The sequence below is a fragment of the Asticcacaulis sp. genome, from assembly GCF_051954415.1.
Taxonomy (GTDB): domain Bacteria; phylum Pseudomonadota; class Alphaproteobacteria; order Caulobacterales; family Caulobacteraceae; genus Asticcacaulis.
In genome coordinates this window covers 1-25724 of sequence record NZ_JBQCHT010000044.1, presented here as the reverse complement: position 1 = coordinate 25724, position 25724 = coordinate 1, and the positions used below count along the sequence as shown (strand labels likewise).

Genomic DNA, 25724 nt, shown 5'->3' with positions numbered 1-25724 from the left:
CGCTACACAAATTCTTGATTTTGCATCCCCGCCAGTCGGCGTACAGTCGTCCTTGTACTCGTGAAATACGTCCGGGTGCCCATTGCCGCCGGCCCCTCCAGGCTATGTCCTTGGCCGGCGACGAAGTTCTTTTTGTTTTAAGAACGGAGCGACATATCGCTATGCAAATCCAAGTCAGTGGAAAACAGGTCGAAGTCGGTGACGCCTTGCGCGCGCGCATTGAAACCGAGCTTACCTCAGGTATCGCCAAATATTTTGAACGCGGCGGCGACGCCGAAGTGACCATTTCGAAGCAGGGTCATTTGTTCAAGGCGGATTGCTGGGTCAGGCTCGCATCGGGCCAGACGCTTATAGCGCACGCGTTTGGTGGCGATGCCCATTCGGCCTTTGACGGTACGCTCGACAATATGGAGAAACGCGTCCGGCGCTATAAGCGACGATTGAAGCAGCATCACAACGGCACGCCGGTCAAGGAAGAGACGGCCAATGTGACGGTCCTGCGGGCCTTCGATGGCGACGATGAGCCGGAGGTCGAACTGGATGACGGCATGGATCACTCATCGCCGCCGCATTCCATGATCATTGCCGAAACGGAAACCGCCCTGCGCACCATGACCGTCTCGGTGGCGGTGGCGGAAATGGAACTTTCCAACTATCCGGCGATTATGTTCCGCAATGCCGCTCATGGCGGTTTGTCCGTCATATATCGACGGCCGGATGGTAATATCGGCTGGATCGATCCGGAGCGCACCCGCGCGAAGGTGACCACGCAGTAAAGTATATATATCCGGGGAAAATCGGGGACGGGGTCGTGTGTCCGGTGCGCGCCCGCCAGGTGAGATGGGTTGACCTTCGGGTGTCTCTTCTCTATGGCAGGCGGGCATCGCGCGCCCCGTCGCCATGCGGGCCGCAGTGGCCCAGGCTGAGGGGAGCCAGTTATGTCGACCACGGATACACTATGTTTTTGACCACCCTGCTGGACCGGCACGCCATTCTTGGCAATGTCAGTGTCAATTCCAAGCGTCAGGCCCTCCAGATGGTGGCAGACGTGGCGGCGCGCCAGTTGGGTCTGGAAGCGGCCGACGTGCATCAGGCCCTGCTGGAACGTGAAAAGCTCGGCTCCACAGGCGTCGGCATGGGGGTAGCTGTACCGCACGCCGCCCTGCCGGGGCTCGACCGAATGCACGGGATCTTCGTGCGCCTGGATGCGCCGGTCGATTACGATTCCATCGACGACACACCGGTTGACCTGATCTTCGCCCTGCTGGCGCCGGAAAATGCCGGCACTGAGCATCTGCGCGCCCTGGCCAAGGTGTCGCGTCTCCTTCGCCAGAAGGATCTGCGCGAGCAGTTGCGCAAGATGGAAAATCCGGACGCGATTTACGCTATCCTGACCGATATTGCCGACAGCAACGCGGCTTAATCCGCTGTTTAACTGCCCGAAGGGGGGATGCAGCGGGGGGCGATTACCCGGCAACAGCGTGTGCGGCTTTACCCCTCCGTCTCGACGCGCTGCGCTTGCTCGACACCTCCCCTCCAAGAGGGGAGGAACGTGGAATCTATCCTACGACTTCTATCGGAATGATCCGGACCTCATCGCTCGGCTTTGGCCGGGCAAGGTCGATATGCAGCAGGCCATAGGCCAGGCTGGCCCCGGTGATTTCGAGCCCGTCGCTCAGCACGAAGGCGCGATTGAAGCCACGCAGGGCGATGCCGCGATGCAGATAGTCGCGCTCAGGCGCTTCACCCGCGCGATCACGTGTCGCCGAAACGGTCAGGTGGGCGCCGCGTACCTCTATACGTAACTGATCAGCGGTAAAGCCGGCCACGGCAATGCTGATGCGGATATGGTCCGGGCTTAAGGATTCGACATTATAGGGCGGGTAATTGTCGTGGCTGCGCCCGACACGGTCGATCAGCAGCCGCATATCGTCAAAACCCAACAAAAACGGGCTGTCAAAAATCACGGTCCGCGTCATCAGCACCCTCGCATTGATGGTAGCGATATGGGCGTTCTAGGCTTGCGATTCAAGGAAGTCGGTGATAGCCAGCCGCGCCTGCGGTTCAGTCAGCAGGGGCGCGTGGCCGACCCGGTCGATATCGACGCGCGACACCTCGTTCGAGACCATCATCTTTTTGGCCTCGGCGGCATCAAGCACGTCCGACAAGGCGCCGCGGATCAGCAGTATCCGGCGGCCATGCGCCAGACTGTCATAGCAGGGCGCCAGGTCATAGGCCGGTGAGTCCATGGTCAGGGTCTTGAAGGCGTCGGTGATGCGCGGGTCGTAGGCCAGATGCAGATTACCGTCGCGGCCTTTCCTGAACACACGCCGGGCGAATTTCAGCCAGTCCGCTGTTGTATTATCGGGAAAGACCAGCCGGTATTGTTCGGCGATAAAGGCGCTCGCGTCCTGCCAGTTGCGCATGGCGCGTCGCTGCATGGCCGCCAGGGCCGAAATGCGCGCCTGCCCCTTTGGCGCCAGGGTCGGGCCGATATCATTCAGCACCGCCGCCTGGATCAGGTTGGGCCTGAGGGTCGACAGCACCATGGCCACCAGGCCACCCATGGAATTACCGATAAATACCGCCCGGCCTATACCTAAGGCGTCGCACAGGTCGAGAATGTCCTTGGCATAGGTCCACAGATGATAGTTGGCGACATCGGGATCGTTTTCCGACAGGCCGCGGCCGCGCAGGTCGGGTACGATGACGCGGCGGTCGAGCGCAGCGATATAGGGCGCCACCTCTTCGAAATCGCTGGAATTGCGCGTCAAACCATGCAGGCAGATGACCGGCAGGCGCACCCGTCCGGCGGCGGCGGGATAATCGCGGGCGTAGAGACGCAGACCGTCTTCGGTCAGCCACCAGCGATCGTGATAGAGCGGACCTTTCTTCAACACGCCGGAGACCGGAGACATGGCGTCATGCCCGTGACTGAAGGTCTGAAGCGTCTCTTTGAGATTGATCAATCTGCCCGCCCGGTTTCCTGGGGTTCGCTGTCGCAAAATCTTAACATCACTTCACGCGCCAATCATGAAAAAAATGCAAACACAGTACAGCGCATTCCCCCCACGCTTGCTTTTCAGTGGTTTTGCGGTTATCTGAGCGCTTGAGCCGGCAGGACGGCTCAGCCCCGCGAAAGACGTTTGCGTCCTCCTGCTGCAAGAGATTTGCTACATATAATCCGCTCTTTTGTGGCTTTCCGGGATGGGGAAAAGCCTTTGTACAAAGGAGACTTCCCATGCCCAAAATGGCCAAAAACGCCGCGCATGATCTCAAACCCATCGATGCCTATAAACGTGACGCCGCGAACCTGCTGAAAGCCGTGCGCGCCGATGACGCGTCTGCGCGTATGCGTTTCAGCCGTCTGGAAAATGCACCGGCCGGCCTGCAACTGAAGCACGCCCTGACCGTGATCGCCCATGAAGCCGGTTTCCCCACCTGGTCGGCCCTGAAATCCGCCGCCGAAGAGGTCGATTTTTCCGAAATCTTCGCAGCCCCCGGCCTGAAAGATTCGATCAATCACTGGTTCCGTAATTATGAGGAGGCCAAGGCACACCAGATGGCGAATGGCGGCGTGCTGTTGCCTTACCGCATCCAGGCATTTGTGACCTCGCTCGAAATCTTGCCGCGCCTGGGTTACGAGAAGGATGATCCGGACTGGGCCGATATCGGCTATGACTTCATTCGCCCCGCCTCCGAAGCCGCTCTGGCGCGCATCAAGGCCCGCCTGTCGCGTCGCCTGACCGCGAAATTTTAAAAGGTGATTTCCTCTTCCCCTCTCCCTACGTAGTGGGGAGAGGACGGGAGACGAGCGGAGCGAAGGCGACCGGGTGAGGGGCGAAATCCAACAGAAAGCCCCTCACCCGACAATCTGCGGCTGCGCCTTGCTTGTCGTCCTCTCCCCACTGCGTAGGGAGAGGGGGCGTAAACATCTAACTCCAATCATAAAGGCTTTTGAATGCCCCTTCTCAATAAGGACGCCGTCCATCCGATCACCGCGCCCGATGGCACGGTGATCACCAACACGGTCTACCTGCAAAACGTCATCGACCACCCGCGCATATCGGTCGGCGCTTATTCCTATGCGTCGAATTTTGCGCCGCAGACCAACTGGGCCCAGACCCTGGCGCCCTATCTCTTCCCGATCAGCAAGGAAAAGCTGGTGATCGGGATGTTTTGCCAGTTCGCCCACGGCACGACTTTCATCACCTCGTCGGCCAATCACCCGATGGGCGGGTTTTCGACCTATCCGTTCCGCGTCTTCAAGCCGGAAACCATGATCGACTATATCAACCTGCCATCGCGTGATACGGTGGTAGGGAACGATGTCTGGATCGGCCATAACGCCACGATCATGCCGGGCGTTACCATCGGTTCGGGCGCGATTATCGCCTCCGGTGCCGTGGTGACGAAGGATGTCGCCCCCTACACCATTGTCGGCGGCAATCCGGCGCAGGTCATCCGCCAGCGCTTGAGCGATGAAGTCATTTCTGATTTGTTAGAAATTAAATGGTGGGACTGGCCGATTGACAGGATCGAAGCCAATTTGGCCGCCATCGAAGGTGCGGATATAGTGGCACTGAAAGTAGTCTAAGATTTAGCCACAGATGTCACAGATGAGCACAGATATTTCAAGACAGGCGCGCAGCGCCATCTGTGCCCATCTGTGACATCTGTGGCTAACCTACCTTAAATCCGCGAAATCAGCGTATGTCGGCGGACCGCTGGGCGGGCGCCAGGAACCCGGTTCAGCTTGATCAGGCCCTCGGGTTCGCCCCACAGGTCATAGGCGTCGGCTCTTGTTACCTTGGCCTTGACCAGGTCACCGGCTTTCAGGCCGTTGAAACCCTTGAGGAAGATATGGCCGTCGATTTCCGGCGCGTCGCCGCGGGTGCGGGCGATGGCGGTGCCGTCATTGCGGATGTCATCGACCAGACACTCCTCGATGCGACCCACCTTACTGGCCAGTTTTTGCGCCGAAATGCGCGAAGCGACCGCCATGAAGCGCGCCAGGCGATCCTGCTTGACCTCTTCCGGCACATGGTCAGGCAGCAGCTTGGCGGCCGCGCCTTCGACGTTTTCATAAGCGAAGGCGCCGACACGATCGATCTGCGCCGCTTCCAGCCAGTCGAGCAGGAAGTTGAAATCGGCTTCGGTCTCGCCGGGAAAGCCGACGACGAAGGTCGAGCGCAGGGTCAGGTCCGGGCAGATTTCGCGCCAGGAGAGGATGCGGTCGAGCGTCTTTTCCTGATTGCCGGGACGCTTCATCGCCTTGAGAATCTTAGGGCTGGCGTGCTGGAACGGGATATCGAGATAGGGCAGGATCTTGCCCTCAGCCATCAACGGAATGACCGAGTTGACGTGCGGATAGGGGTAGACATAGTGCATACGCACCCAGATGCCGAGTTCGCCTAAGCCACGCGCCAGGTCTTCAAAGCTGGCATCCCAGTTCTGGCCGCGCCACTCACTTTGCGCGTACTTGATATCGAGCCCATAGGCCGACGTGTCCTGGCTGACGACCAGCAGTTCCTTGACGCCGGATTTGGCCAGAATTTCAGCTTCGCGCAACACCTCAGCAACCGGACGCGAGGCGAGATCGCCACGCAGGGATGGGATGATGCAGAAGGAGCAGCGGTGGTCGCAGCCTTCGGAAATCTTGAGGTAGGAATAATGCTTCGGTGTCAGACGCACACCGGGGCTGTCTTCTGGCACCAGCGGACGGAAGGGATCGGGTTTCGGTGGCACGACATTATGCACGGCGTCCATCACCGCGTCATACTGGTGCGCGCCGGTGACGGCGGCAACATTGGGGAAGCGTGCGCGGATCAGGTCTTCCTCACCGCCCATGCAGCCGGTCACGATGACCTTGCCGTTTTCGGCCAGAGCTTCGCCGATGGCGTTCAGGCTTTCTTCCTTGGCGGAATCGAGGAAGCCGCAGGTATTGACGACAATGACGTCGGCGCCGGCATATGAGGCCGAGGTGTCGTAGCCCTCGCCCTTCAGGCGCGTCAGGATGCGTTCGGAATCGACCAGGGCCTTGGGGCAGCCGAGCGAGACAAAACCGACTTTCGGCTGGGCATCCGATTTCAAAACGGCATCACTCATTACAGATAAAACTTGCTTTTTCGGAGGGAATAGGGATTAAGCCTCCCCATACAGAATTATCGCGCCGGTTGGAAGCCATTCCTGAAACTGGCTATTCGAGTCCCCCATTTCAAGGAAGCCCTTCATGCTGCTTTTTGCCGATACCGCCGACACCAAGGTTCTTGCCGAACTGCTGGAAACCGGCCTGATCGACGGCGTCACCACGAACCCGACCCTGATCGCCAAGTCCGGCCGCAATATCCTCGAAGTCATCAAGGAAATCTGCGACATGTGCGAGGGCCCGATCTCCGCCGAGGTCGCTGCCACTGACGCCAGGACCATGATCCTGGAAGGCGAGAAGCTGGCCAAGATCGCCACCAATGTGGTCATCAAGGTGCCGCTGACCATCGATGGCCTGAAGGCTACCCGGGAATTTTCTGCGCAAGGCCTGATGACCAATGTCACCCTGTGCTTCTCGGCCACCCAGGCCCTGCTGGCCGCCAAGGCCGGCGCCACCTACATCTCGCCGTTCGTCGGCCGTCTCGATGACCAGGGCGCCGATGGGATGCAATTGATCCACGACATTCGCGCCGTCTATGACAATTACGATTTCGATACCGAAATCCTGGCGGCGAGCTTGCGTAACAACACCCACGTCGCCCAGGCGGCCATTGCCGGCGCCGATTGCGCCACCCTGCCGCCGCAGACCTTCCGCGACATGTTCAAGCATCCGCTGACTGACAAGGGCCTGGAAACCTTCCTGTCCGACTGGAAGAGCACCGGCCAGTCGATCCTGTAAGGCTCAGAGCTACAAGGCATCAAATCGGAGAGCGTCCTGCTCTCCGATTTTTTCTTGCGCGGCATTGGGCAGGGTCTGCCCGCCCTGTGGCGTGCTATTGTCAGCCGGCGGTGACCAGAACGCCTTGGCCTGCATCCGCAGCTTGTCATCCTCATCCTGCTGGCGGATCACGTCGCCGAGCACGGCCGTGGTATTCAGGGTCCAGTCCACCTGCCCCTGCCAGCCCGCATCGGGCTTCTCCGGGGTGACGATGGCCGCCAGGAAATCAGCCTTGCCCGCGCCCGCTTTCAGACGCGCCAGCCACGCCTTGGCCGGCTTCGCCCACGGACCGGGTCGGGGATCAGTGGCGAGCTGATTGAAAAGCCGTGTGGCTGTTGCCGTGTCGCCGGCCTGCCCGTCAACAAGCGCGGTATGGAAGACATAGGCATCAACCTCAGGCGCCAGCCGCCAGGCCATGACGGCGGCGCCGGCGGCATCCGCCTCAATATGATCATTGCCGGATACACGGGCGCGATAGTACCAGAAGGCATTGGTGGCCGAGTTCGGTTGCAGTCCGGATGCGCGGGTCAGGGCGGATTCGGCGGCCTCATAGTCATCGGGATTGTCCGTTGTTTCCGCCAGTTTCAGTTCGGCGCGTCCCAGTAGATAGCCGGCTTCAAAATCGGCAGGATTTGCCTGCGCCGTTTTTTGCAGCCAGGGCAGGGCTGCGCCTGGATCGCCATAAAGAATTTCGGCGCGGCTGAGCACCATTTGGGCGACAGGATTATCCGGATGCCCGGCCGCCTCATTGCGGACATCGCCCAGCAGACGGCGGCCATAAGCCGCGGACGGGCACCCCTGCAAGGCGGCGTTTTCCAGCATCAGATTATCCGCTGGCACCGGCAGGTCGTCAAAAGTTACATCCGGCAAGGGCAGGCCAGGCACGGCCATCCGGCCTGGTTTCAGCTCTTTCAGCAGGTATTTGCGCAACACCACATCCAGGCTGACCGCGCTGCTCCCAAAGAGACGGCTGAACGCATCGACGCGGCGCTCCCCGGCCTGAACCGCGGCATCATACGCCGCCAGCTTTTGCGCCCGCTCCGGTGACGAGAGGATCCAGTGGGTCAGCAGCCATGAGCGGGAGGTAAATTCAGCGGCCAGGCGCACATTTTCCGAACGCGCCAGCTCGGCCGGCCCCTGATCCGTGACGCGCTGCCGGTTGCGTTTGGCGGCCACGTCATTTTGCAGGGCGCCGGTCTCGCCGCGCCGGTTGCTGAACCAGTCATTGTCGTTCAGCACATCCTTGTAATCGAGGCGGCTGGGATAGCGCGTGTCGAGACCGCGCAGATAGGCGTCCGTCGAATAGGGCGGCAGGCCCAGGATGGCCGTCTTGTCCTCGAACCGCATGGTCGAGACGTAGCGGGCATAGCCTTCGATGTACCAGAGCGGGGCGCGCTGCGGGAAATGGCTGCGGAAGAAATAGCGGGCATAGGCCTGGAAGATCAGGGTCTGGCCTTCATTTTCGGGCTGTTCGGCGGCATTTTGCTCCGCATAGGCCGGCCCCGGTCGATCGACCGCGAAGCCCTGGGCGCCTTCCTCGCAGGCTTCATAAAGACCGGCTGCCCGATTGGGTCTCTCCGGATTGATTATGGCGAGGTCTTCGGCATCGGCGAGATAGTAGAGGGTAAATTTCGGTGCGCCCGCCGGTTCTTCATCGATATGGGACAAGTTATTCAGCACGTAGCGAAAGCGCTCCAGATTTTCGAGCAGTTCGCGGACATGGCCGCGGCTGGTATCGCTGTAGACCGTAAAATGGGGGCTCCCCGCCTTGAGCCAGGGATGCGGGCGGCCCGGCTTTTCCCCCTGGACGATAACCGTTGTGCCGTCAGGATTTGCGGGCGGCGGCGTTTGGGCCGATGCCGTCCCGGCCACGAACAGCACGGTGAGAAGTCCTGTAAGCGTTTGCATATTCATCGGGCCGCGTCCTCTTTTTGGTTAATCCATACCACCTGAGCGCGCATGTCACAAGCAAGGCCCGCAGCCGCTTGCCAAGTCCGGTCTTTGCGATACAGTGTTATCCATAATTGGGGGAATGTTGATGCCAGAAGCTGGGGCAGAGTCCGATCCGCCGCCGATCCAGACGGACACGCCGCGCCGGCTGGAGATCATCGACCTGCTGCGCGGCCTGGTGCTGATCCTGATGGTGCTGGATCACACACGCGATTATTTCCACAAGGATGCCCTGGCCTTCGATCCGCTCGATCTCGCAAAGACGTCGCCGGTCCTCTTCTTCACCCGCTGGATCACGCATCTCTGCGCCCCGACCTTTGTGTTTCTGTCAGGCGTTTCGATCTTTCTGCAACAGGCGCGCGGCAAGACCGAGTGGCGGCTCACCGGCCATTTGCTCGGGCGGGGCCTGTGGCTGATCGCGTTTGAAGTCACGCTGATCAGCTTCGGCTTCAATTTCGGCTATCCGTTCTTTTTCCTGCAGGTCATCTTCGCCATCGGCATGGGCATGATCCTGATGGCGGTGCTGCACTGGCTGCCGGGCCGTTCGGTTTTGATCATCGGCATCGCCTTGGTTGCCGGACATGGCCTGCTGGGCGGCATCAGGGCGGAGACCTTGCAGGGCACGGATCAGGTCATCTGGCGGCTGGCCATGGAGCCGGGGGGGCTGGGAACCTTGCCAGGTATGATCGTTTATCCGATTATTCCATGGTTGGGAATTATGTGTCTGGGGTACGGCCTGGGTTTTATATTCCAACTGGAAGACTTGTCGCGGCGGCGGGCCATCACCCTGCTGGGGGCCGGCTTTCTCGCCCTGTTTCTGATTTTGCGCCTGCCCAATCTCTATGGCGACCAGAACCCGTGGGAATGGCAAAGCAATCCCGGCCTGATGGTGCTGGATATCCTCAATGTGTCGAAATATCCGCCGTCGCTAGACTATACATTGTTGATGTTGGGCCTGGCCATGTGTCTGGCCCTGACATTGACGCACCTGCCGCGCGTTTTGCAATCGCCGCTCCTGGCTTTCGGGCGGACGCCCTTCCTGACCTATCTGCTGCACATCTACCTTGTGCATGGCGGGGCGCTGCTGCTCGGCCTGGTACAGGGGATTCCCGCGAGCCATTTCACCAATTTCCTCGGCAATCCCGGCCAACTGGCGCCGGATGGCTGGGGGATAAGTTTGTGGCAGGTCTATGCCGTCTGGCTGGTGATTTTATGTCTGCTCTATCCGGTGTCACGCGCCTTTGCCCGTTACCGGCTAAAGCATCGCCAATGGTGGTTAAGCTATCTCTGAAAACTTATGGGTGCAGGGGCTGTGCCCCTGCGACTTAACCTTTAATCGATTCGATAATCGAATTGACCACAGCTTTCACCTGCTCCGCATCGTCCCCTTCGGCCATGACACGGATCAGCGGTTCGGTGCCTGATGGACGGACCAGTACGCGGCCGGTGCCCTTCAGTTTTTCCTCGCCTTCGCGGATGGCCTGCTTGACGGTCTCGCGCTCCATCGGGTTCTGGCCGGTATATTTCACGTTCTTCAGCAGTTGCGGCACGGTCTCGAACTGGCGGCCAAGCTCGCTCATCGGCTTGCCGGATTCAACGCGCTCGGCCAACACCTGAAGGGCGGCGATCAGGCCGTCGCCGGTGGTGGCATAGTCACTCAGGATGACATGGCCGGACTGCTCACCACCGATATTGAAGCCACCTTCGCGCATCCGCTCCATCACGTAGCGATCGCCGACCTTGGTGCGCTCCAGCGACAGGCCGAGCTTCTGCATATGGCGCTCAAGGCCGAGGTTCGACATGACCGTGGCCACCAGACCATTGCCCTTAAGCAGCCCCTTGCGCGCCAGGGCGCCGGCGACAATGGCCATGATCTGGTCGCCATCGACGATCTGGCCATGTTCATCGCAGATCACCACGCGATCGGCGTCGCCATCGAGCGCGATGCCGATATCGGCGCGCAGTTCCTTGACCTTCTGGGCCATGGCCTGCGGCTGGGTGGAGCCGCACTTTTCATTGATGTTCAGGCCATCGGGCGTTACGCCGAGCGGGAAGACCTCGGCGCCCAGTTCATAAAGTGCCAGCGGAGCCACCTTATAGGCGGCGCCATTGGCGCAATCGAGCACGATGCGCAGGCCGTTCAGGGTCAGGTGGCGCGGGAAGGTGGCCTTGGCGATTTCGACATAGCGCCACTGGGCGTCATCGACGCGGGCGACGCGGCCGAGCTTGGCAGGATCAGCGACGCCCAAGAGGATATTGCCATCCATGCGGGCTTCGATCGCCAGTTCGACCTCATCGGAAAGCTTGTAGCCATCGGGGCCGAAGAGCTTGATGCCGTTATCGGCGAAGGCATTGTGCGAGGCGGAGATCATAACGCCCAGATCGGCGCGCATCGAACGGGTCATCATGGCGACGCCGGGGGTGGGGAGGGGGCCGAACAGGCGCACATCCATGCCCACGCTCGTAAAGCCGGCCACCAGGGCCGGCTCGATCATATAGCCCGACAGGCGCGTATCCTTGCCGATGACGACCAGGTGACGACGATCCGTTTCCGACATGAACATCTTGCCGGCGGCCATGCCGACGCGATAGGCAACCTCGGCCGTCATAGGGAATGTATTGGCCTGGCCGCGGATGCCGTCGGTGCCGAAATATTTGCGGGTCTGGGTCATGGCGGGCATATGGGTGGCCATTTCTTCGTTGCGGTTGCGGATGGGATTGTAGCCGTAAACTGACAGCGCTTGACGGTAGTCGGCCATTTTCTGAGTCAGGAGCGAGACAAAGGCGGCTTCGAGCTTGTCGACCGTTTCCGGGCGCGGCGCCTTGGTGGAACCGTTCAGGGCACGGAAGATGCTGCTCTGGGCGATGGAGGCGGCTTCGGCCACGTCCTTGATGGAAATACCGGAGGCGCTGACGGCGCCTTGCAATTTTTCCCACTTGTTGTCGCTCATTTGACCGGCTCCTTGCGCCCATATCTTCGCTTGATAAGCCTGTGGCGGTAATTTGCAATTAATTTATTGCATTGAGTAGCGGTGTGATTTGTCACGAATTGTAAATATCGCACACATTTACGTGCAATCATCAAATTTGTTGAATAAATGGTCAGTTTTCGGCAAAATACAGTCCGGGCGCAGCAATTTTTCGCAATACGAATTTATAGCAAATTTATTTCTCATATGCTATTTGATCGTCGCGTTTTAGCGATATCGGCGAAAAGGAGCCCGGCCTATGTGCGGAATTATCGGTATTATCGGCAACGCGCCTGTCGCTCCGCGTCTGCTTGAATCCCTGCGCAGGCTCGAATATCGCGGCTACGATTCCGCCGGTATCGCCGTGCAGACCGAAACCGGCACCCAGCGCCGTCGCGCCGAGGGCAAAATTCGCAATCTGGAAGCCATTATCGAAGACGAGCCCCTAACGGGCGAGGTCGGCATCGGCCATACGCGCTGGGCCACCCATGGCGCGCCCTCGGTGCGTAACGCCCACCCGCACCGTTTTGGCAAGGTGACTGTTGTGCATAACGGCATCATCGAGAACTTCGCCGAATTAAAGGCCGGCCTGATGGCCCAGGGCGAGGCATTCGACTCCGACACCGACACCGAAGTCATCGCCCATCTGCTAAATGCCGAACTGGCCACCGGTGCGGCCCTGCGCGATGCTTTCAAGGCCACGCTCGATCGGCTGCATGGTGCCTACGCCCTGGCCATTCTGATCGATGGCGAAGACCGCACCATACTGGGCGCGCGCCGCGGTTCACCGCTCGTGGTCGGCTGGGGCGGCGATGAGATGTATCTGGGTTCCGACGCCCTTGCCGTTGGTCCGTTCACCAACCGCGTCAGCTATCTGGAAGAAGGCGACTGGGTCATCCTCGGCCAGAACAGTGCCGAGGTCCATGATGCCGCAGGGAATCTGGCCAATCGCCCGGCGGTCACCGTTTCGGCCTCGGCGGCGCTGGTCGAAAAGGGCAGCTATCGTCACTTCATGGAAAAGGAAGTGCATGAGCAGCCGGAAAGCACGCAACGCACCCTGGCCGCCTATATCGATCCGGTGACGGGTGCGGTGCGCGCCGATATCAAGGCCGGCGTCGATTTCTCCAACGTTTCGCGCCTGCAAATCATCGCATGCGGTACCGCCTATTATGCCGGCTCGATCGCGCGCTATGCCTTTGAAAAACTGGCCGGCTTGCCGGTCGATGTCGAGGTGGCGTCGGAATTCCGTTATCGTACACCCGCCGTAACGCCGGGCACAGTCGCCATCGCCGTTTCGCAGTCGGGAGAAACGGCCGACACCCTGGCCGCCCTGCGCTGGTGCAAGGAGCAGGGCCTGAAAACCGCCGCTGTGGTCAATGTCCATACCTCGACCATGGCGCGCGAAGCCGACCTGCTGTGGCCGACCCATGCCGGTCCGGAAATCGGTGTCGCCTCCACCAAGGCTTTCACGGCTCAGCTATCGGCCCTGCTGTCGCTGGCCGTGGCCGCTGCGGCCCAGCGCGGCCGGATCGATGCCGCCGAGGAGGCCCGCCTCGTCCAGACCCTGCTGGCCGCGCCCGGCCTGATCGCCGAAGCGCTCGGCATGGATGGCGACATTGTCCGCATCACCCATGATCTGTCGAAGGCGCGTGATGTCATCTATCTCGGGCGCGGCGAAACCTATCCGCTGGCGCTGGAAGGTGCGCTCAAGCTCAAGGAGATCAGCTATATTCACGCCGAAGGCTATGCCGCCGGCGAACTGAAGCACGGCCCGATCGCCCTGATCGACGAGAACACGCCGGTGGTGGTCATCGCACCGGATGATGAGCTGTTCGAAAAAACCGCCTCCAATGTACAGGAAGTGGCGGCGCGCGGCGGCCGGGTCATCATGATAACCAATGCGCCAGACAAGGTGCCGACACTTTCCGGCGATGCGGCCAAGGCGCTGCAGGTGATCCAGGCGCCGAATTGCGATCCGTTCATCGCCGCCCTGGTCTATTCGGTGCCGATCCAGCTTCTGGCCTATCATACCGCCGTCCACAAGGGCACGGATGTCGACCAGCCGCGCAATCTGGCCAAGTCGGTAACCGTAGAGTAAGCTCTTCTCGACATCAGACCTTTAAGGGGGGGGGCTAAAGTTGCCAATTGATCTTGTCATTTCGATTTTGGGCTTATCGTTGGCGGGAATGCTCCTGCTCACGACCAGTCGGTCTCTAGTCAGTTTGCCGTTAAAACACTTTCAGATTGTCAGATTTGCAATCGGACATCCTGTGTCTTCATTTTTAACAACCGCCCTTTTGAAAATAAGCGGGCTTATAGTCTTATTATGGTCTGTTATTTATTTTGTATCAGCCGGTGTATGGAATGACGGACGCTTTGAGGCATTCAATTGGATGGGATTGAGATTTTTATCCGATTGGGAGAATAGGGCGGCTCTCAAACTGGTAGATACACCGGAATAAATTTTAAGCCCGAGTGGCTCATCAAACAATAAGTGAATCATGAAACCCGACTATCTCAAAGGCTGCGGACTGGCATTTGGCGCGGCCCTGCTCTGGGGGGTGTCGGGCACGGCTGGGCAGTTCCTTTTTGCCCATCGCGGCATCAATACCGAATGGCTGGTGGCGGTGCGGATGCTGATGGCGGGCGGGCTGATGCTTGGCTTTGTGGCTCTGCGCGCGCCGCGTGATCTTTTCACTGTCTGGACCAACAAGACGGATGCCCTGCGCATGGCCGTCTTTGGCCTGTTTGGTATGCTGGCCGTGCAATATACGTACTTTGCCGCCATCAATGCCTCGAATGCTGCTACGGCGACCGTCCTGCAATATACCGGACCGGTGCTGATCGTCGGCTGGTTCGCCTGGCAGAAAAAGCGCTGGCCGACACCGTTTGAATTGCTGTGCGTCGCCATGGCCGTGGCCGGCACCTTCTTCATGGTGACGCACGGCAGCCTCAACAGCCTGTCGATTTCGAAAATGGCGCTGGTCTGGGGGCTGACTTCGGCGGTGGCACTGGCCTTCTATTCCATCCAGCCGCTTAAGCTGATGTCGTGCTATTCGCCGCCCATCGTCATCGGCTGGGGAATGCTGATCGGCGGGCTGGCGCTCAGTGCCATTCATCCGCCCTGGGCGATGGCCGGCACCTGGGACGCGCCGGCTATTGGCGCCTTCGCCTTTGTCATCGTCTTCGGCACCCTGATCCCCTTCTACGCCTATCTGACGGCGGTGCGGATCGTCGGTCCGGAAACCTCCAGCCTGCTGGCCTGCGCCGAACCTCTGGCGGCGGCCCTGATCGGCATTATCTGGCTGGGTACACGCTTTGGCCTTTATGACTGGCTGGGTACGGCGCTCATCCTGGCCACAGTTATTTCGCTCTCCCTGCGCAAGCAGGAGCCTGCGCCCATTAAAATTGAATAGCAACTTTTTGGTTGCTTATTTGGGTGGTCGGGCGTAAAAAGGCAGCCAGGGAGTTGCCATATGCAGAATGAAATTCGCAAAGAGATTACGCTTAAGGCGCCGCTCAGCAAGGTCTGGGCGGCCATCAGCGATGCCAGGGAATTCGGCCAGTGGTTCGGGGTGCGTTTCGATGGGCCTTTCAAGGCGGGTGAAAAGCTGAAGGGCGTCATCGTGCCGACGACCGTTAATGACGAGATCGCCGCCATGCAGAAACCCTATGAGGGCACGCCGTTCGAGATTGTGGTCGGCGAGGTTACGCCGCAGACGCGCTTTTCGTTTTACTGGCATCCCTACGGTGTCGAGAAGGACTACGATTATAGTCAGGAGCCGATGACGCTTTGCACCTTTTCGCTTGCCGAAGTGCCGGAAGGGGTGCGGCTGGTCATTACCGAAACCGGTTTTGAAAACATTCCGCTGGAGCGCCGCGCCAAGGCCTTCACCGCCAATGACGGCGGCTGGTCGGCACAGGCCGGACTGATCGAGGCTTATCTTGCCCTCTGAGGCCGCGGTTTTTGCGGCCTTGGGCGACGAGACGCGGCTGGCCCTGGTCGAGCAGCTGCGCAGTGGTCCGGCCTCTATCGTCACCCTGACCGGCAAGGCGGATATGAGCCGCCAGGCCATCACCAAACACCTTCATGTGCTGGAAAAAGCCGGCCTGGTAACTCACCTGCGCATCGGTCGCACGACGGTCTGGCAACTGGAGCGACCGAAATTCGATAACGCCCGCCATTACCTCGACATTATCTCTCGTCAATGGGAGGGCGCACTGGAACGCCTGCGCGGACATGTCGAGGCATGAGAGCCCGAATGGGGCTCGTTTTGCAATACGCGCTCTTTTTGGGAAATTTTCCGACATTTGTGCAAAATATTCCGAAAAAAATGGCCGTGATGGGATGACAAACGAATCGGGATGCGTCATATGACCCCTCCCGTTCAGCCCATAGAAGGATCCTTCTTCCGTCATGCGTGACTTTTACCGTATCCGCCGCCTGCCTCCCTATGTCTTCGAAGAAGTCAACAAGGTGAAGGCACGTCTGCGCGCAGCCGGTACGGATGTCATCGATTTCGGCATGGGCAATCCGGATATGGCGACCGCTCCCCATATCGTCGACAAGCTGATCGAGACGGTCCAGAAGCCGAAGACACACGGCTATTCGGTCTCCAAGGGCGTGCAGGGTCTGCGCAAGGCGATGGCCGGCTATTATGACCGACGCTACGGCGTAAAGCTCAATCCAGATACCGAAGTCGTTGCCACGCTCGGCTCCAAGGAAGGCTTTGCCAACCTGGCCATGGCGATCACCGCGCCGGGCGATACGGTAATCTGTCCCAACCCGGCCTATCCGATCCATGCCTTCGGCTTCCTGATGGCCGGCGGGGTGATCCGTCACGTACCGGCTTTATCGCCGGAGCAGTATCTCTCCGGCATCGAAAAGGCGGTCAAACACTCGGTGCCGACGCCGTCGGTGATGATTGTGTCCTACCCTTCGAATCCAACCGCGCAATGGGTCGATCTCGATTTCTACAAGGAAGTCATCCGCATCGCCAAAAAGCACGACCTGATCGTGCTGTCGGACATCGCCTATTCGGAAATCTATTTCGAGGACAACCCCCCGCCGTCGATCCTTCAGGTCGAAGGCGCCATCGAGCGCTCGGTCGAGATCAATTCACTGTCCAAGACCTATGCCATGGCCGGCTGGCGCGTCGGCATGGTGGTCGGCAATGCGCAGATCTGCGCCGCCCTGGCCCGCGTGAAATCCTATCTCGATTACGGCGGCTTTGCCCCGATCCAGGTGGCCGCCGCAGCCGCGCTCAACGGTCCTCAGGACAATGTCGCCGAGATCCGCGCCACCTACAAATCGCGCCGCGACGTGCTGATCGACTCAATGAAGCGCGCCGGCTGGGATATTCCTGCTCCGCCGGCCTCTATGTTCGCCTGGGCCAAGATACCGCCGAAGTTTGAGCATATGGGCTCGATGGAATTTGCCAAGATGCTGATCGAGGAGGCCCATGTGGCCGTGGCGCCCGGTCTCGGCTTCGGCGAATATGGCGAAGGTTATGTCCGCCTCGGCCTGGTCGAGAATGAGGCGCGCATCCGCCAAGCCGCCCGCAACGTGAAAAAGCTGCTTCTGCCGAACGATAAGCCGGTAAAGGCGGCAGAAAAAGTATAACTTTTTCTGCCCGTTGTCCGCGCACGGACAATTTCAAAACTGTCTCAAAATAAATTGATCGCAGGGGTGACAAGGCTGTCATCCCTGCATTAAGCGTCTTTACGGTCACAGCCGGGAGGCGAGTGCATTAAGTTTTGCTTAATTTTTTTGACTCGCCGCTTTGAATAGGTTTCACTCTTCATTGTGCAGCGCACAGTGTTTGGGCACCGTTTTTTGAACCCGTCTTTGCAGAAGCCTGATTATTTTCACCCGGTTTCCGCATGGTGTTCAGGAGGCGTCACAGCCTAGCTGTTACAGTTGAGACAAAGCCAGAGGTGCCAGCGTGGTCAGTTTAGAGTTCGATCTGAATACCGATTCTGAAGCCGACGCCTTCTTTGGGGCTTTTTTCAAATTTGTCGAAGCTGCTGCCGTGAATGATGCCGATGCCATTTCCGTGCGCTCCGATCCGGCCGGCGATCATCAGGTCAAGGTCGTGACCTTCGAGGACAAGGACCAGGCCGATCAATTCCAGTCCTATTGGTCTCAGCGCCGCAAATGGCTTGGCCTTTGATCGGTTAAGCCTGTATAGGCAGGCTTTTCCTGCCGGTTTATGACATGCTGGGCCTGCGACACCTTCCGCTGAAATATCGCCTGCCGCTGATCCACGGCACGCTCAACCTGCTGGGCCGGGCGAAGGCGCGCGGCTGGAGCAAGGCCGCGACGGATAGCCTGGCGAAAGGCCCGCTGGTCGTTTCCGCCTTTTTCAATGAAAGCACCGGCGTAGCGCAAGGCGGCCGCCTGAGCGCCAATGCCTTTCGGGCGGCGGGCTATGACCTGATCGCCCATGATATCCGTCCGTGCTTCAAACACTATGTCAGCGAAGGCGCCGAACTGCCCGGCAAGGGCGGCGTCTGGTATATCCACGCCAATGCCCCGGAGGGGCTGGTGGCCCTGATGGCGCATGATCCGGCGCAGTGGGCTGATCGCTACCGCATCGCCTACTGGGCGTGGGAAACCCCAAAGGCGCCGCGCGACTGGATATTGGTTGCCGATTACCTGCACGAAATATGGGTGCCGAGCCGGTTTGTTTATGATGCCCTGGTCGCCACTTTCAATGATGCCCTGCGCGCCGACCTGATCCCGCGCCTGCGCCTGATGCCGCATCCGGTGCCCCTGCCGCCGCCGGCCCGTCACGCCTTGTCCCGCACCCGCTTCGGCCTGTCCGATGAGTTGTGCGAGGTGCTGTGCCTGTTCGATACCAAATCGTCGGCTGCGCGCAAGAATCCGTGGGGCGTGCTGGTCGCCTGGCAGGAAGCCTTTCCGGAAGAAAATCCGGTGGCACGACTGACCGTCAAGGTCAGCGACCTCTCCGACGATCGCGCCACCGAGCGCCGGCTGCTGGCCATTGCCGCCAGGCGCAGCGATATCCGCATAATGGATCAGCGCCTGAGCGAGGCCGATATGGAAGCCTATATCGGCGCGTTTGATATCCTTGTGTCGCTGCATCGTGCGGAAGGGTTTGGCCTGACGCTTGCCGAGGCCATGGCCGCCGGCGTGGCGGTGATCGCCACGGACTGGTCGGGCAATATCGACTTCATGACACCCCAAAACTCGCGGCTGATCAAGTCGTCGCTCATTCCGGTTTCCGATCCGGAGGGCGGCTACAGCATGGTGAAGCGCGAGCCGATGCAGGTCTGGGCCGATCCACATATCTTCGAGGCCGTGACTGATATCCGGCAACTGACCGACCAGCCGGGCCTGCGCAAGGCCCTGGGCGCGGCCGGGGTGCAGGCGATCCGCGACCTCCACGCGCCGTGGCGGCATGACGCACTGGCCGAACTGCCGTTCAATAACTGGCTCTGACAAGCGGCGTCAGGCGGTTGTCGCACGGGCGGCCAGTTCCCGGGCGATGTCCGCCCGGTAGGTCCGGCTGACCGAAACCGCCGCGCCATTGGACAGGCGCAGGACCGCATCGCCCGCCGGCAGGTTCTCAATAGCCTGGATAGCTGCTGGATTGACGAGCCGCGACCGGTGGATACGCACGAAGCCCGCTGCGCCCAGCCGTTCGGCCAGGGCCGCCAGGGTCGTGCGCATCAAAAGAGGGCGCCCCGAGGCCATGTGCAGTTCGACATAGTTTCCCGCCGCTTCGGCCCACAGAATTTCCGCAATCGGCACATACCGGGTGTGGGCGCCATCGCGCACCTCCAATACCGCAGATGCCGCCGGAGGCCGTGCAATCTCCCGCTTTTCACGCCCGGCCAGCAGCCGTTCCAGACCCAGCCAGATCAGGCCGAACAGCAGGTAGTTGAGCACATCCTTGTACAGGTCGCTGAAAAAATCCGGCCAGGTGAAGCTGAAGAGATAGCTCTGGCCGATCGTGGCATAGATGACGACCCTCAGGGCGCGCGTCAGGACGAAATGCATCAGGGACACAGCCGGAATGGCGATGGCATGGACAAGGGGAATCGCCGCCCAGGGCAGGCGGTGAGGCGACGCCCAGCGGAATATCCGGACTATGACCGCCATGAGCATCAGCCAGATCGCGCCGCTGGAAATTTCATCGATGAGAATGGCCGGGAGATTGGCCGCATGGCCGGAACGCGCCGCCTGATCGAGGCTGGCAGCCGTGTTTCCGATGATGGCGATGCCAAGCAGGCCCACTACGACAGCGGGCAAGGCCAGACGCCGTAATCTGCCACTGTCACTCGTCACGCGATTTCCACCTTTCGTCCCCACGGCGGGCAATCCGTCCCAGCCGTCTCGCCAGATATCCCTCTCCGCTGGCGCGGATTTCGATGGCCGTTATCCAGGGGTATTCCAAAACCCTAAAGGATTCAAACCGATGTTCTCTCTACAACAGCGCACTGATCGCGGCAAGCGGCTGGGTGTGGCGGCGTTTACCGCCCTTCTGAGCGTGTGTCTTTCAAGCAAGTCCGTAACCGCTCAGGATACGCCGGCTCAGGGCGCCGCACCTGCCGTTGAATCTTATCCGACGGCCTGGTTCGCGCCTTTCTCGCCGCAGACCGCGCTCGACATGGTAGGGCGCCTGCCGGGCTTCAGCTTCGATCCGGGTAATGAGGGCGTGCGGGGCTATGGCGAGGCGGGCGGCAATGTCCTGATCGATGGAAAGCGCTCGGCCACCAAGACCGGTGGACTGACGGCGGCGCTTGCCGGTATACCGGCAAAGGCCGTGGCGCGTATCGAGATTTTCCGGGGCGGGGGCGTCGCCGGTGACCAGTCCGGCCAGTCGCTGGTGGCCAATATCGTTCGTGCCGAAGCGCCCCGGACCCTGTCCGGCAATCTCGGCCTTAGCCGTATGGATGATGGCCTGTACGGCAGCGCCAGCCTGACGGTCATTCGGACGCTGGGCGATTTTCATCTGGCGTCGACGACCGCCTATGAGGCGACGGGCGAACAGTCGCGCGGCCGCCGTGACCTGTTCGATACGACCGGAATGCAGACACGCCACGACGGCCTGACATTTCGGACGAACTATCCGGAATGGTCGCAACGGCTGACACTGAGCGGACCGATGGCGTCTGGTCGGATGACGATGAACCTCATGCTGGCGCGCGCCCGCCTGGATGAAGCCTTCACCTTCCACACTGACGACCTGACCGACGGCTTTCCCAAGCATACCGACCGATTGCGGGGCGAGGCCGGTTTCGACTGGACGCGTGGGCTCGGCAATGACTACAGCCTGAAACTGCTGGGTATGGCCAGAAGCACCGACCTGAACCTGATATCCCTCAGCCAGGCCGGTGAAACAGGCGATGCCCTTTCAACGATCGATCGATATGAAAGCCGGTCAACATCAGGTGAACGCATTTTGCGCGCCGCCGTAATCAGGGGCGGGAACGGGGTCTGGCGGCCGGAAGCGGGCGTGGAAATGGCCTGGAACACGCTGGACAGCCGATCCCTTTTCAGCGGCCACGCGGCAAGTCGTGTCTTTGTTTCCGAAGCACGGATGGAAGCCTTTGGCACCTTGAACTGGCAGGCTGCGCCGAAATGGACGGTCGTGGCCGGGGCAGCCTATGAGGTTTCAAGGATCAAGGCCGAAGTGGACGCGGCTACCAGCAATCGCTTCGCCTTTGTAAAGCCGCACCTGGTGATTACCTGGACACCTGATACCCGCAGCACCCTGCGCCTGTCCGCCCGGCGCTCGGTGGGGCAGTTGTCTTTTGGTGATTTCGCCGCTTCCGCCGACCTGGCCCAGGGCACCGTTTCCGCCGGTAATACTGACCTGGGGCCCGACAGCCGGACGACCCTCGCCTTCGATTATGACCGGCGCTTCGGCACACGTGGGGCTTTCAATCTCAATGCCTATTCTGATTGGCGGCAGAATGTACTGGAAGCCGCGGTGCTGCCGTCGGGCGGCATCAGCGTCGTCAATGTGAAAAGCGCACGCGTCCGCAGCCTGTCGGCCGGTCTCGAACTGCCGGTGGACCGCTGGATTCGCGGCGGATTGCTGAAACTGCGCCGGGCCTGGCTTGATACCGAGGTCATAGATCCGTTAACCGGCGTGCGGCGGGCCATTACGGCTACCCATCCGGACGAATTCGCGGCGTCTTTCCGCCAGGATCTGCCATGGGTAAGGCTGTCATGGGGCATAGACTATATCGGCGGTTACCAGGCGCGTCTGTGGTATGCCGATGAAACGCGCCTGCAGGACCATGCCGCCGAACTGCGTCTTTTCCTCGAAACCAGCCGCTTTTTCCAGGCCCGGCTGCGTGTGGAGGTCAACGGGCTTTCCGGCCTTCGCAATACCTATTACCGCGACCTGTATACGCCCAACCGCACCGGCGCGTGGAACGGCAGCGAGGTCTGGGAGATACGGACGCCTGTCTCCCTGGCTGTATCACTGAGCCGGACGTTTTGAGACAGGCAATCTAAGGCAGGGCGGTGGCCTGGCGAAAGGCCGGACTTGACTCTGGCCCACTTATCCGTCAAAGACACCGCCACATCCGCGCAAGACTTGCGCTTCATGCAAAAACCCTTTGCCAATACAAGCTTCGACACGGATCGAACGGGGGATTGGGAAGGCGCCCCGACAGCGCGTTGCGCCCTCGGGGATTTTGTTTTTGCGTAAAGTTCAGGAAACACGCGGCGTCAGATTAAAGGTTTTTGGCCATGTTCGACAGCTTGAACGACCGTCTGTCCGGTTTGTTTGACCGCCTCAGCGGACGCGGCGTCCTTTCGGAAAAGGACGTCGACGAAGCCCTGCGCGAGGTGCGCGTCGCTCTGCTGGAAGCCGACGTCGCCCTGCCGGTCGTGCGCCAGTTCATGACGCGCGCCAAGGAACTGGCCACTGGCGAAGCCATCATCAAGGCCGTGAAGCCCGCCGACCAGGTGGTCAAGATCGTCTATGACGGCCTGATCGACATGCTGGGTGGCGAGGAGCCGGTGCCGGTCAACCTCAACGCCGTGCCGCCCGTTGTCATCCTGATGGCCGGTCTGCAAGGCTCCGGTAAGACCACCACCTCGGCCAAGCTGGCCCTGCGCCTGACCAAGTTCGACCGCAAGAAGGTCATGATGGCGTCGCTCGATACACGCCGTCCGGCCGCCATGGAGCAACTGAAGCTGCTGGGCGAACAGACCGGCGTAGACGTGCTGCCGATCGTGGCCGGCCAGAGCCCGGCTGAAATCACGCGCCGCGCCCTGCAATCGGCCAGACTCCAGGGCTATGACGTCCTGATCCTCGATACCGCCGGTCGCACCACGCTCGATGAAGCCCTGATGGCCGAGGCCGCCGAGATCGCCAAAATCTCGAACCCGACCGAAACCTTCCTGGTCGCCGACAGCCTTACCGGCCAGGATGCCGTGCGCACGGCCACCGCCTTCCATGAGCGCCTGCCGCTGACCGGCCTGATCCTGACCCGCGCCGACGGCGATGGCCGCGGCGGGGCCATGCTTTCCATGCGCGCCGTCACCGGCCTGCCGATCAAGTATCTTGGCGCTGGCGAAAAGGTCGAGGCGCTCGATGTCTTCGATGCCCGCCGCATCGCCGGCCGTATCCTTGGCCAGGGCGATATCGTCGCCCTCGTTGAAAAGGCGGCGCAGGAACTGGACGCCTCCAAGGCCGAGGCCATGGCGCGTAAGATGGCCAAGGGCCAGTTCGACCTTGACGATCTCTCCGCCCAGCTTCAGCAGATGAAGAAGATGGGCGGCATGACCGGCATCATGGGCATGTTGCCCGGCGTGCAGAAGGTCAAGAAGCAGATCGAAGAGTCAAACTTCTCGGACAAGATCTTCGACCGCCAGGTGGCCATCATTTCCTCGATGACCAAGCTGGAGCGCAAGAAGCCTGACCTGCTTAATGCCTCGCGCAAGCGCCGCATCGCGGCCGGCGCCGGCGTCGATGTCGCCGAAATCAACCGCCTGCTCAAGCAGCACCGCCAGATGGCCGATACCTTCAAGATGATGTCGCGCTCCAATGGCCGCGGCGCCATGGGCCAGATGGCCAAGATGTTCGGCATGGGTGGTGGTGCCCAGCCCAACATGGCCGATATCGCCAAGAAGATGGGCGTCAATACCCAGGCCGGCCCCGGCGGCAATCCACTGGAAGGGCTCAATCCCGCGCTCGATCTCGAAAAACTCAAAGCTTTGGGCGGCGGGAAACTCCCCGGCGCCACTCCACCATCGGGCCTGTTTGGCGGCCTGCCGGGTCTCCCCGGTGCAAAGCCATTCGACCCAACCAAGAAATAGCACCTTACAAGTTAGGATACTGAAATGCTGAAGATTCGTCTGTCCCGCGGTGGCTCCAAGAAGCGCCCTTACTACACCATCGTCATCGCTGACGCCGCCGCCCCGCGCGACGGTAAGTTCATCGAAAAGGTGGGCACCTACAACCCGATGCTGCCGAAGGACGCCCAGCGCGTGACCCTGAAGGTCGAGCGCATCGCCGAGTGGCTCAAGAAGGGCGCGCAGCCGACCGATCGTGTCGCGCGCTTCCTGTCGCAAGAGGGCCTGGTGAAGTGGGAACACGGCAACAACCCGAACAAGGGCCAGCCGGGCAAGAAGGCGCAGGAGCGTCTGGCCGAGCGCGCCCAGCGCGAACAGGACCGCCTGGACGCCGAAGCCGCTGCCAAGGCCGAAGCTGAAGAAGCCAAGGCCGCCGCTGCCGCCGCTCCGGCCGAAGACGCCCCGGCTGCTGAAGAAGAAGCCCCCGCTTCGGAATAAGCGTCCGCTATCCGGAATTGGAAAAGGGCCGGGATTTGCCTCCCGGCCCTTTTCTGTATAGGAACGCCTTATGACCAAACCCGATCTGATCTTTGTCGCGCAGGTGAGCGCCGCTGTCGGCCTGCAGGGCGAATTCAAGCTGCTGAGCTTTATGGAAGATCCCTTCAGCGTGCTGGAATACAGTCCCCTTCTGAACGACAAGGGCGAACCGGCCCTGGTCATCACCAAGGCGCGCGAGCATAAGGGCACGCTGGTGGTAAAGGCCCAGGATGTGCCTGATCGTACCGCCGCCGACAAGATCAAGGGGCTGAAGCTCTATATCGATCGCGCCGACCTGCCCGAAGCCGAAGACGGCGAATATTACATCACCGACCTGATCGGCATGAAGGCTTATGATGCCAGCGGCAATGAGGTCGGCCGGGTGATGAATGTCGATAATTTCGGCGCCGGTGACCTGCTCGATATCAAGCCGCTGGAAGGGCCGAGCTTCTATCTGCTGTTTAGCGACGAAAACGTGCCGGAGGTCGACCTCGAAGCGAAGCGCATCGTGGTCGACCTCACTGGCATCTAAAAAGCAGTCATAACTCTGACGCAAGTCGCAAAAAGTGTGTTATTGTCGTATGCAATCTATGATTCGCATTCACATGAGGCGGGGCGCAAATGGGGCTTTTATACGAAAATTTGGATGCTGAAACTCGCCGTTTAATGGTTGAAGAAATCAAATTCGACGTTGGTAACGGTGGACTATATATCAGTAGCTATCTGAATGATCAGGGGGCTTTATTTTGGCAAGAGCTCACCTTGTCAGCAGCATCGACAGGTACGGATGACACACTTGCTTCCGCATTGTCTGTAAATAAATATTTGAAAACACATGTTGAAAGACGTAAGCCAAAGGGTGGGTTCACCTTGGCCGCCGTACCTTATACCGCTTCCACCACTCTCGCGGAAGCTCAGTTTAGGCCGTAGACTCATAACGCTTTGATCCAGATTCTGGTGGCGACGATCTTTACGGCTGCCAGAAAATTCAGAGGGTTTTTGTCGTAGCGAGTGGCAATACCTCTGAATTGCTTGAGTTTATTGAAGAAGCGTTCGACCA

The 25724-nt window shown here is 60.2% G+C and carries 24 protein-coding genes and 1 pseudogene; 18 read left to right on the top strand and 7 right to left on the bottom strand.

All coding sequences use genetic code 11. The features are described from left to right. Window positions 1–161: 161 nt before the first annotated feature. Both hpf and ptsN read left to right on the top strand, forming a co-directional pair. Window positions 162–776: a ribosome hibernation-promoting factor, HPF/YfiA family gene (hpf, locus tag ACTHND_RS16585; RefSeq protein ID WP_440179079.1), complete on the top strand. Its 615-nt coding sequence runs from the start codon at window positions 162–164 to the stop codon at window positions 774–776. A 182-nt stretch (window positions 777–958) separates the two neighbouring features. After that, window positions 959–1423, top strand: a complete 465-nt coding sequence (gene ptsN, locus ACTHND_RS16580) for a PTS IIA-like nitrogen regulatory protein PtsN (protein ID WP_440179078.1) — start codon at window positions 959–961, stop codon at window positions 1421–1423. Between the two features lie 136 nt (window positions 1424–1559). On the opposite strand, the gene ACTHND_RS16575 is transcribed toward ptsN, so the two are convergent. Further along, entirely contained in the window at window positions 1560–1979 is a 420-nt protein-coding gene (locus ACTHND_RS16575) for an Hsp20 family protein (protein ID WP_440179077.1), read from the bottom strand. A 36-nt stretch (window positions 1980–2015) separates the two neighbouring features. Next, complete coding sequence (locus ACTHND_RS16570) at window positions 2016–2969, bottom strand: alpha/beta fold hydrolase (RefSeq protein WP_440179076.1); 954 nt, start codon at window positions 2967–2969, stop codon at window positions 2016–2018. Between the two features lie 272 nt (window positions 2970–3241). On the opposite strand from ACTHND_RS16570, the gene ACTHND_RS16565 reads away from it, so the two are divergent. Continuing rightward, on the top strand, window positions 3242–3760 hold the full coding sequence (locus ACTHND_RS16565) for a hypothetical protein (RefSeq protein ID WP_440179075.1): 519 nt from the start codon (window positions 3242–3244) through the stop codon (window positions 3758–3760). Window positions 3761–3961: 201 nt separating this feature from the next. Next, the gene (locus tag ACTHND_RS16560) at window positions 3962–4597 is read left to right on the top strand and encodes a CatB-related O-acetyltransferase (RefSeq protein ID WP_440179074.1); all 636 of its coding nucleotides are present in this window, start codon (window positions 3962–3964) and stop codon (window positions 4595–4597) included. 95 nt (window positions 4598–4692) lie between these two features. Here ACTHND_RS16560 and rimO read toward each other — a convergent pair whose 3' ends face one another. Further along, a complete protein-coding gene (gene rimO, locus ACTHND_RS16555; protein ID WP_440179073.1) occupies window positions 4693–6108 on the bottom strand; it encodes a 30S ribosomal protein S12 methylthiotransferase RimO in 1416 nt (471 codons plus the stop codon). A 124-nt stretch (window positions 6109–6232) separates the two neighbouring features. Here rimO and fsa point away from each other — a divergent pair, with 124 nt between their 5' ends. Beyond that, window positions 6233–6886 carry a fructose-6-phosphate aldolase gene (fsa, locus tag ACTHND_RS16550; RefSeq protein ID WP_440179072.1) on the top strand — a complete coding sequence of 218 codons (654 nt, stop codon included), beginning with the start codon at window positions 6233–6235 and terminating at the stop codon, window positions 6884–6886. Between the two features lie 9 nt (window positions 6887–6895). Here the strand turns inward: fsa and ACTHND_RS16545 are convergent, their stop codons facing one another. Beyond that, entirely contained in the window at window positions 6896–8839 is a 1944-nt protein-coding gene (locus ACTHND_RS16545) for a hypothetical protein (protein WP_440179071.1), read from the bottom strand. Window positions 8840–8963: 124 nt separating this feature from the next. Between ACTHND_RS16545 and ACTHND_RS16540 the strand changes: the two genes are divergently transcribed. Further along, complete coding sequence (locus ACTHND_RS16540; RefSeq protein WP_440179070.1) at window positions 8964–10166, top strand: DUF1624 domain-containing protein; 1203 nt, start codon at window positions 8964–8966, stop codon at window positions 10164–10166. Between the two features lie 34 nt (window positions 10167–10200). On the opposite strand, the gene glmM is transcribed toward ACTHND_RS16540, so the two are convergent. After that, window positions 10201–11826, bottom strand: coding sequence for a phosphoglucosamine mutase (glmM, locus tag ACTHND_RS16535; RefSeq protein WP_440179069.1), 1626 nt, complete (start codon window positions 11824–11826; stop codon window positions 10201–10203). 277 nt (window positions 11827–12103) lie between these two features. On the opposite strand from glmM, the gene glmS reads away from it, so the two are divergent. The 7 genes from glmS (at window position 12104) to ACTHND_RS16500 (ending at window position 19309) form a co-directional block, all read left to right on the top strand. Next, a complete protein-coding gene (glmS, locus tag ACTHND_RS16530; RefSeq protein WP_440179068.1) occupies window positions 12104–13942 on the top strand; it encodes a glutamine--fructose-6-phosphate transaminase (isomerizing) in 1839 nt (612 codons plus the stop codon). Window positions 13943–14345: 403 nt separating this feature from the next. Further along, the gene (locus ACTHND_RS16525; protein WP_440179067.1) at window positions 14346–15260 is read left to right on the top strand and encodes a DMT family transporter; all 915 of its coding nucleotides are present in this window, start codon (window positions 14346–14348) and stop codon (window positions 15258–15260) included. A gap of 60 nt (window positions 15261–15320) precedes the next feature. Beyond that, window positions 15321–15800 (top strand): SRPBCC family protein, encoded by a 480-nt coding sequence (locus tag ACTHND_RS16520; protein WP_440179066.1) that lies wholly within the window; start codon window positions 15321–15323, stop codon window positions 15798–15800. After that, the gene (locus ACTHND_RS16515; RefSeq protein ID WP_440179065.1) at window positions 15790–16098 is read left to right on the top strand and encodes an ArsR/SmtB family transcription factor; all 309 of its coding nucleotides are present in this window, start codon (window positions 15790–15792) and stop codon (window positions 16096–16098) included. The genes ACTHND_RS16520 and ACTHND_RS16515 overlap by 11 nt, the downstream gene beginning before the upstream one ends. Before the next feature lie 163 nt (window positions 16099–16261). After that, the gene (locus ACTHND_RS16510) at window positions 16262–17467 is read left to right on the top strand and encodes an LL-diaminopimelate aminotransferase (RefSeq protein WP_303830700.1); all 1206 of its coding nucleotides are present in this window, start codon (window positions 16262–16264) and stop codon (window positions 17465–17467) included. Window positions 17468–17789: 322 nt separating this feature from the next. Then, window positions 17790–18017: a hypothetical protein gene (locus tag ACTHND_RS16505; RefSeq protein ID WP_440179064.1), complete on the top strand. Its 228-nt coding sequence runs from the start codon at window positions 17790–17792 to the stop codon at window positions 18015–18017. 44 nt (window positions 18018–18061) lie between these two features. Beyond that, window positions 18062–19309, top strand: coding sequence for a glycosyltransferase (locus tag ACTHND_RS16500; RefSeq protein WP_440179063.1), 1248 nt, complete (start codon window positions 18062–18064; stop codon window positions 19307–19309). Between the two features lie 9 nt (window positions 19310–19318). Here ACTHND_RS16500 and ACTHND_RS16495 read toward each other — a convergent pair whose 3' ends face one another. Then, the gene (locus tag ACTHND_RS16495) at window positions 19319–20122 is read right to left on the bottom strand and encodes a LytTR family DNA-binding domain-containing protein (protein ID WP_440179062.1); all 804 of its coding nucleotides are present in this window, start codon (window positions 20120–20122) and stop codon (window positions 19319–19321) included. Between the two features lie 166 nt (window positions 20123–20288). Here ACTHND_RS16495 and ACTHND_RS16490 point away from each other — a divergent pair, with 166 nt between their 5' ends. The 5 genes from ACTHND_RS16490 to ACTHND_RS16470 all read left to right on the top strand — a co-directional run bounded on the left by ACTHND_RS16490 (window position 20289) and on the right by ACTHND_RS16470 (window position 25594). Beyond that, window positions 20289–22325 carry a TonB-dependent receptor plug domain-containing protein gene (locus ACTHND_RS16490; protein ID WP_440179061.1) on the top strand — a complete coding sequence of 679 codons (2037 nt, stop codon included), beginning with the start codon at window positions 20289–20291 and terminating at the stop codon, window positions 22323–22325. Window positions 22326–22576: 251 nt separating this feature from the next. Beyond that, window positions 22577–24151 carry a signal recognition particle protein gene (ffh, locus tag ACTHND_RS16485; RefSeq protein ID WP_440179060.1) on the top strand — a complete coding sequence of 525 codons (1575 nt, stop codon included), beginning with the start codon at window positions 22577–22579 and terminating at the stop codon, window positions 24149–24151. A gap of 24 nt (window positions 24152–24175) precedes the next feature. Next, window positions 24176–24625, top strand: a complete 450-nt coding sequence (gene rpsP / locus ACTHND_RS16480) for a 30S ribosomal protein S16 (RefSeq protein ID WP_440179059.1) — start codon at window positions 24176–24178, stop codon at window positions 24623–24625. Between the two features lie 70 nt (window positions 24626–24695). Further along, window positions 24696–25196: a ribosome maturation factor RimM gene (gene rimM, locus ACTHND_RS16475; protein ID WP_440179058.1), complete on the top strand. Its 501-nt coding sequence runs from the start codon at window positions 24696–24698 to the stop codon at window positions 25194–25196. Between the two features lie 89 nt (window positions 25197–25285). Beyond that, on the top strand, window positions 25286–25594 hold the full coding sequence (locus ACTHND_RS16470; protein ID WP_440179057.1) for a hypothetical protein: 309 nt from the start codon (window positions 25286–25288) through the stop codon (window positions 25592–25594). Between the two features lie 2 nt (window positions 25595–25596). Here ACTHND_RS16470 and ACTHND_RS16465 read toward each other — a convergent pair. Then, window positions 25597–25724, bottom strand: a pseudogene (locus ACTHND_RS16465) (IS5/IS1182 family transposase); the annotation flags it as partial.

Excerpts from the sequence above, each read along its gene's own strand:
- ACTHND_RS16565 (WP_440179075.1), top strand. The coding sequence starts at position 3,242 with ATGCCCAAAATGGCCAAAAACGCCGCGCATGATCTCAAACCCATCGAT.
- fsa (WP_440179072.1), top strand. The coding sequence starts at position 6,233 with ATGCTGCTTTTTGCCGATACCGCCGACACCAAGGTTCTTGCCGAACTG.
- ptsN (WP_440179078.1), top strand. The coding sequence starts at position 959 with ATGTTTTTGACCACCCTGCTGGACCGGCACGCCATTCTTGGCAATGTC.
- ACTHND_RS16575 (WP_440179077.1), bottom strand. The coding sequence starts at position 1,979 with ATGACGCGGACCGTGATTTTTGACAGCCCGTTTTTGTTGGGTTTTGAC.
- ACTHND_RS16500 (WP_440179063.1), top strand. The coding sequence starts at position 18,062 with ATGCTGGGCCTGCGACACCTTCCGCTGAAATATCGCCTGCCGCTGATC.
- ACTHND_RS16470 (WP_440179057.1), top strand. The coding sequence starts at position 25,286 with ATGGGGCTTTTATACGAAAATTTGGATGCTGAAACTCGCCGTTTAATG.
- ACTHND_RS16510 (WP_303830700.1), top strand. The coding sequence starts at position 16,262 with ATGCGTGACTTTTACCGTATCCGCCGCCTGCCTCCCTATGTCTTCGAA.
- ACTHND_RS16545 (WP_440179071.1), bottom strand. The coding sequence starts at position 8,839 with ATGAATATGCAAACGCTTACAGGACTTCTCACCGTGCTGTTCGTGGCC.
- ACTHND_RS16490 (WP_440179061.1), top strand. The coding sequence starts at position 20,289 with ATGTTCTCTCTACAACAGCGCACTGATCGCGGCAAGCGGCTGGGTGTG.
- ACTHND_RS16560 (WP_440179074.1), top strand. The coding sequence starts at position 3,962 with ATGCCCCTTCTCAATAAGGACGCCGTCCATCCGATCACCGCGCCCGAT.
- hpf (WP_440179079.1), top strand. The coding sequence starts at position 162 with ATGCAAATCCAAGTCAGTGGAAAACAGGTCGAAGTCGGTGACGCCTTG.
- glmS (WP_440179068.1), top strand. The coding sequence starts at position 12,104 with ATGTGCGGAATTATCGGTATTATCGGCAACGCGCCTGTCGCTCCGCGT.
- ffh (WP_440179060.1), top strand. The coding sequence starts at position 22,577 with ATGTTCGACAGCTTGAACGACCGTCTGTCCGGTTTGTTTGACCGCCTC.
- rimO (WP_440179073.1), bottom strand. The coding sequence starts at position 6,108 with ATGAGTGATGCCGTTTTGAAATCGGATGCCCAGCCGAAAGTCGGTTTT.
- rpsP (WP_440179059.1), top strand. The coding sequence starts at position 24,176 with ATGCTGAAGATTCGTCTGTCCCGCGGTGGCTCCAAGAAGCGCCCTTAC.
- glmM (WP_440179069.1), bottom strand. The coding sequence starts at position 11,826 with ATGAGCGACAACAAGTGGGAAAAATTGCAAGGCGCCGTCAGCGCCTCC.
- rimM (WP_440179058.1), top strand. The coding sequence starts at position 24,696 with ATGACCAAACCCGATCTGATCTTTGTCGCGCAGGTGAGCGCCGCTGTC.
- ACTHND_RS16520 (WP_440179066.1), top strand. The coding sequence starts at position 15,321 with ATGCAGAATGAAATTCGCAAAGAGATTACGCTTAAGGCGCCGCTCAGC.
- ACTHND_RS16540 (WP_440179070.1), top strand. The coding sequence starts at position 8,964 with ATGCCAGAAGCTGGGGCAGAGTCCGATCCGCCGCCGATCCAGACGGAC.
- ACTHND_RS16525 (WP_440179067.1), top strand. The coding sequence starts at position 14,346 with ATGAAACCCGACTATCTCAAAGGCTGCGGACTGGCATTTGGCGCGGCC.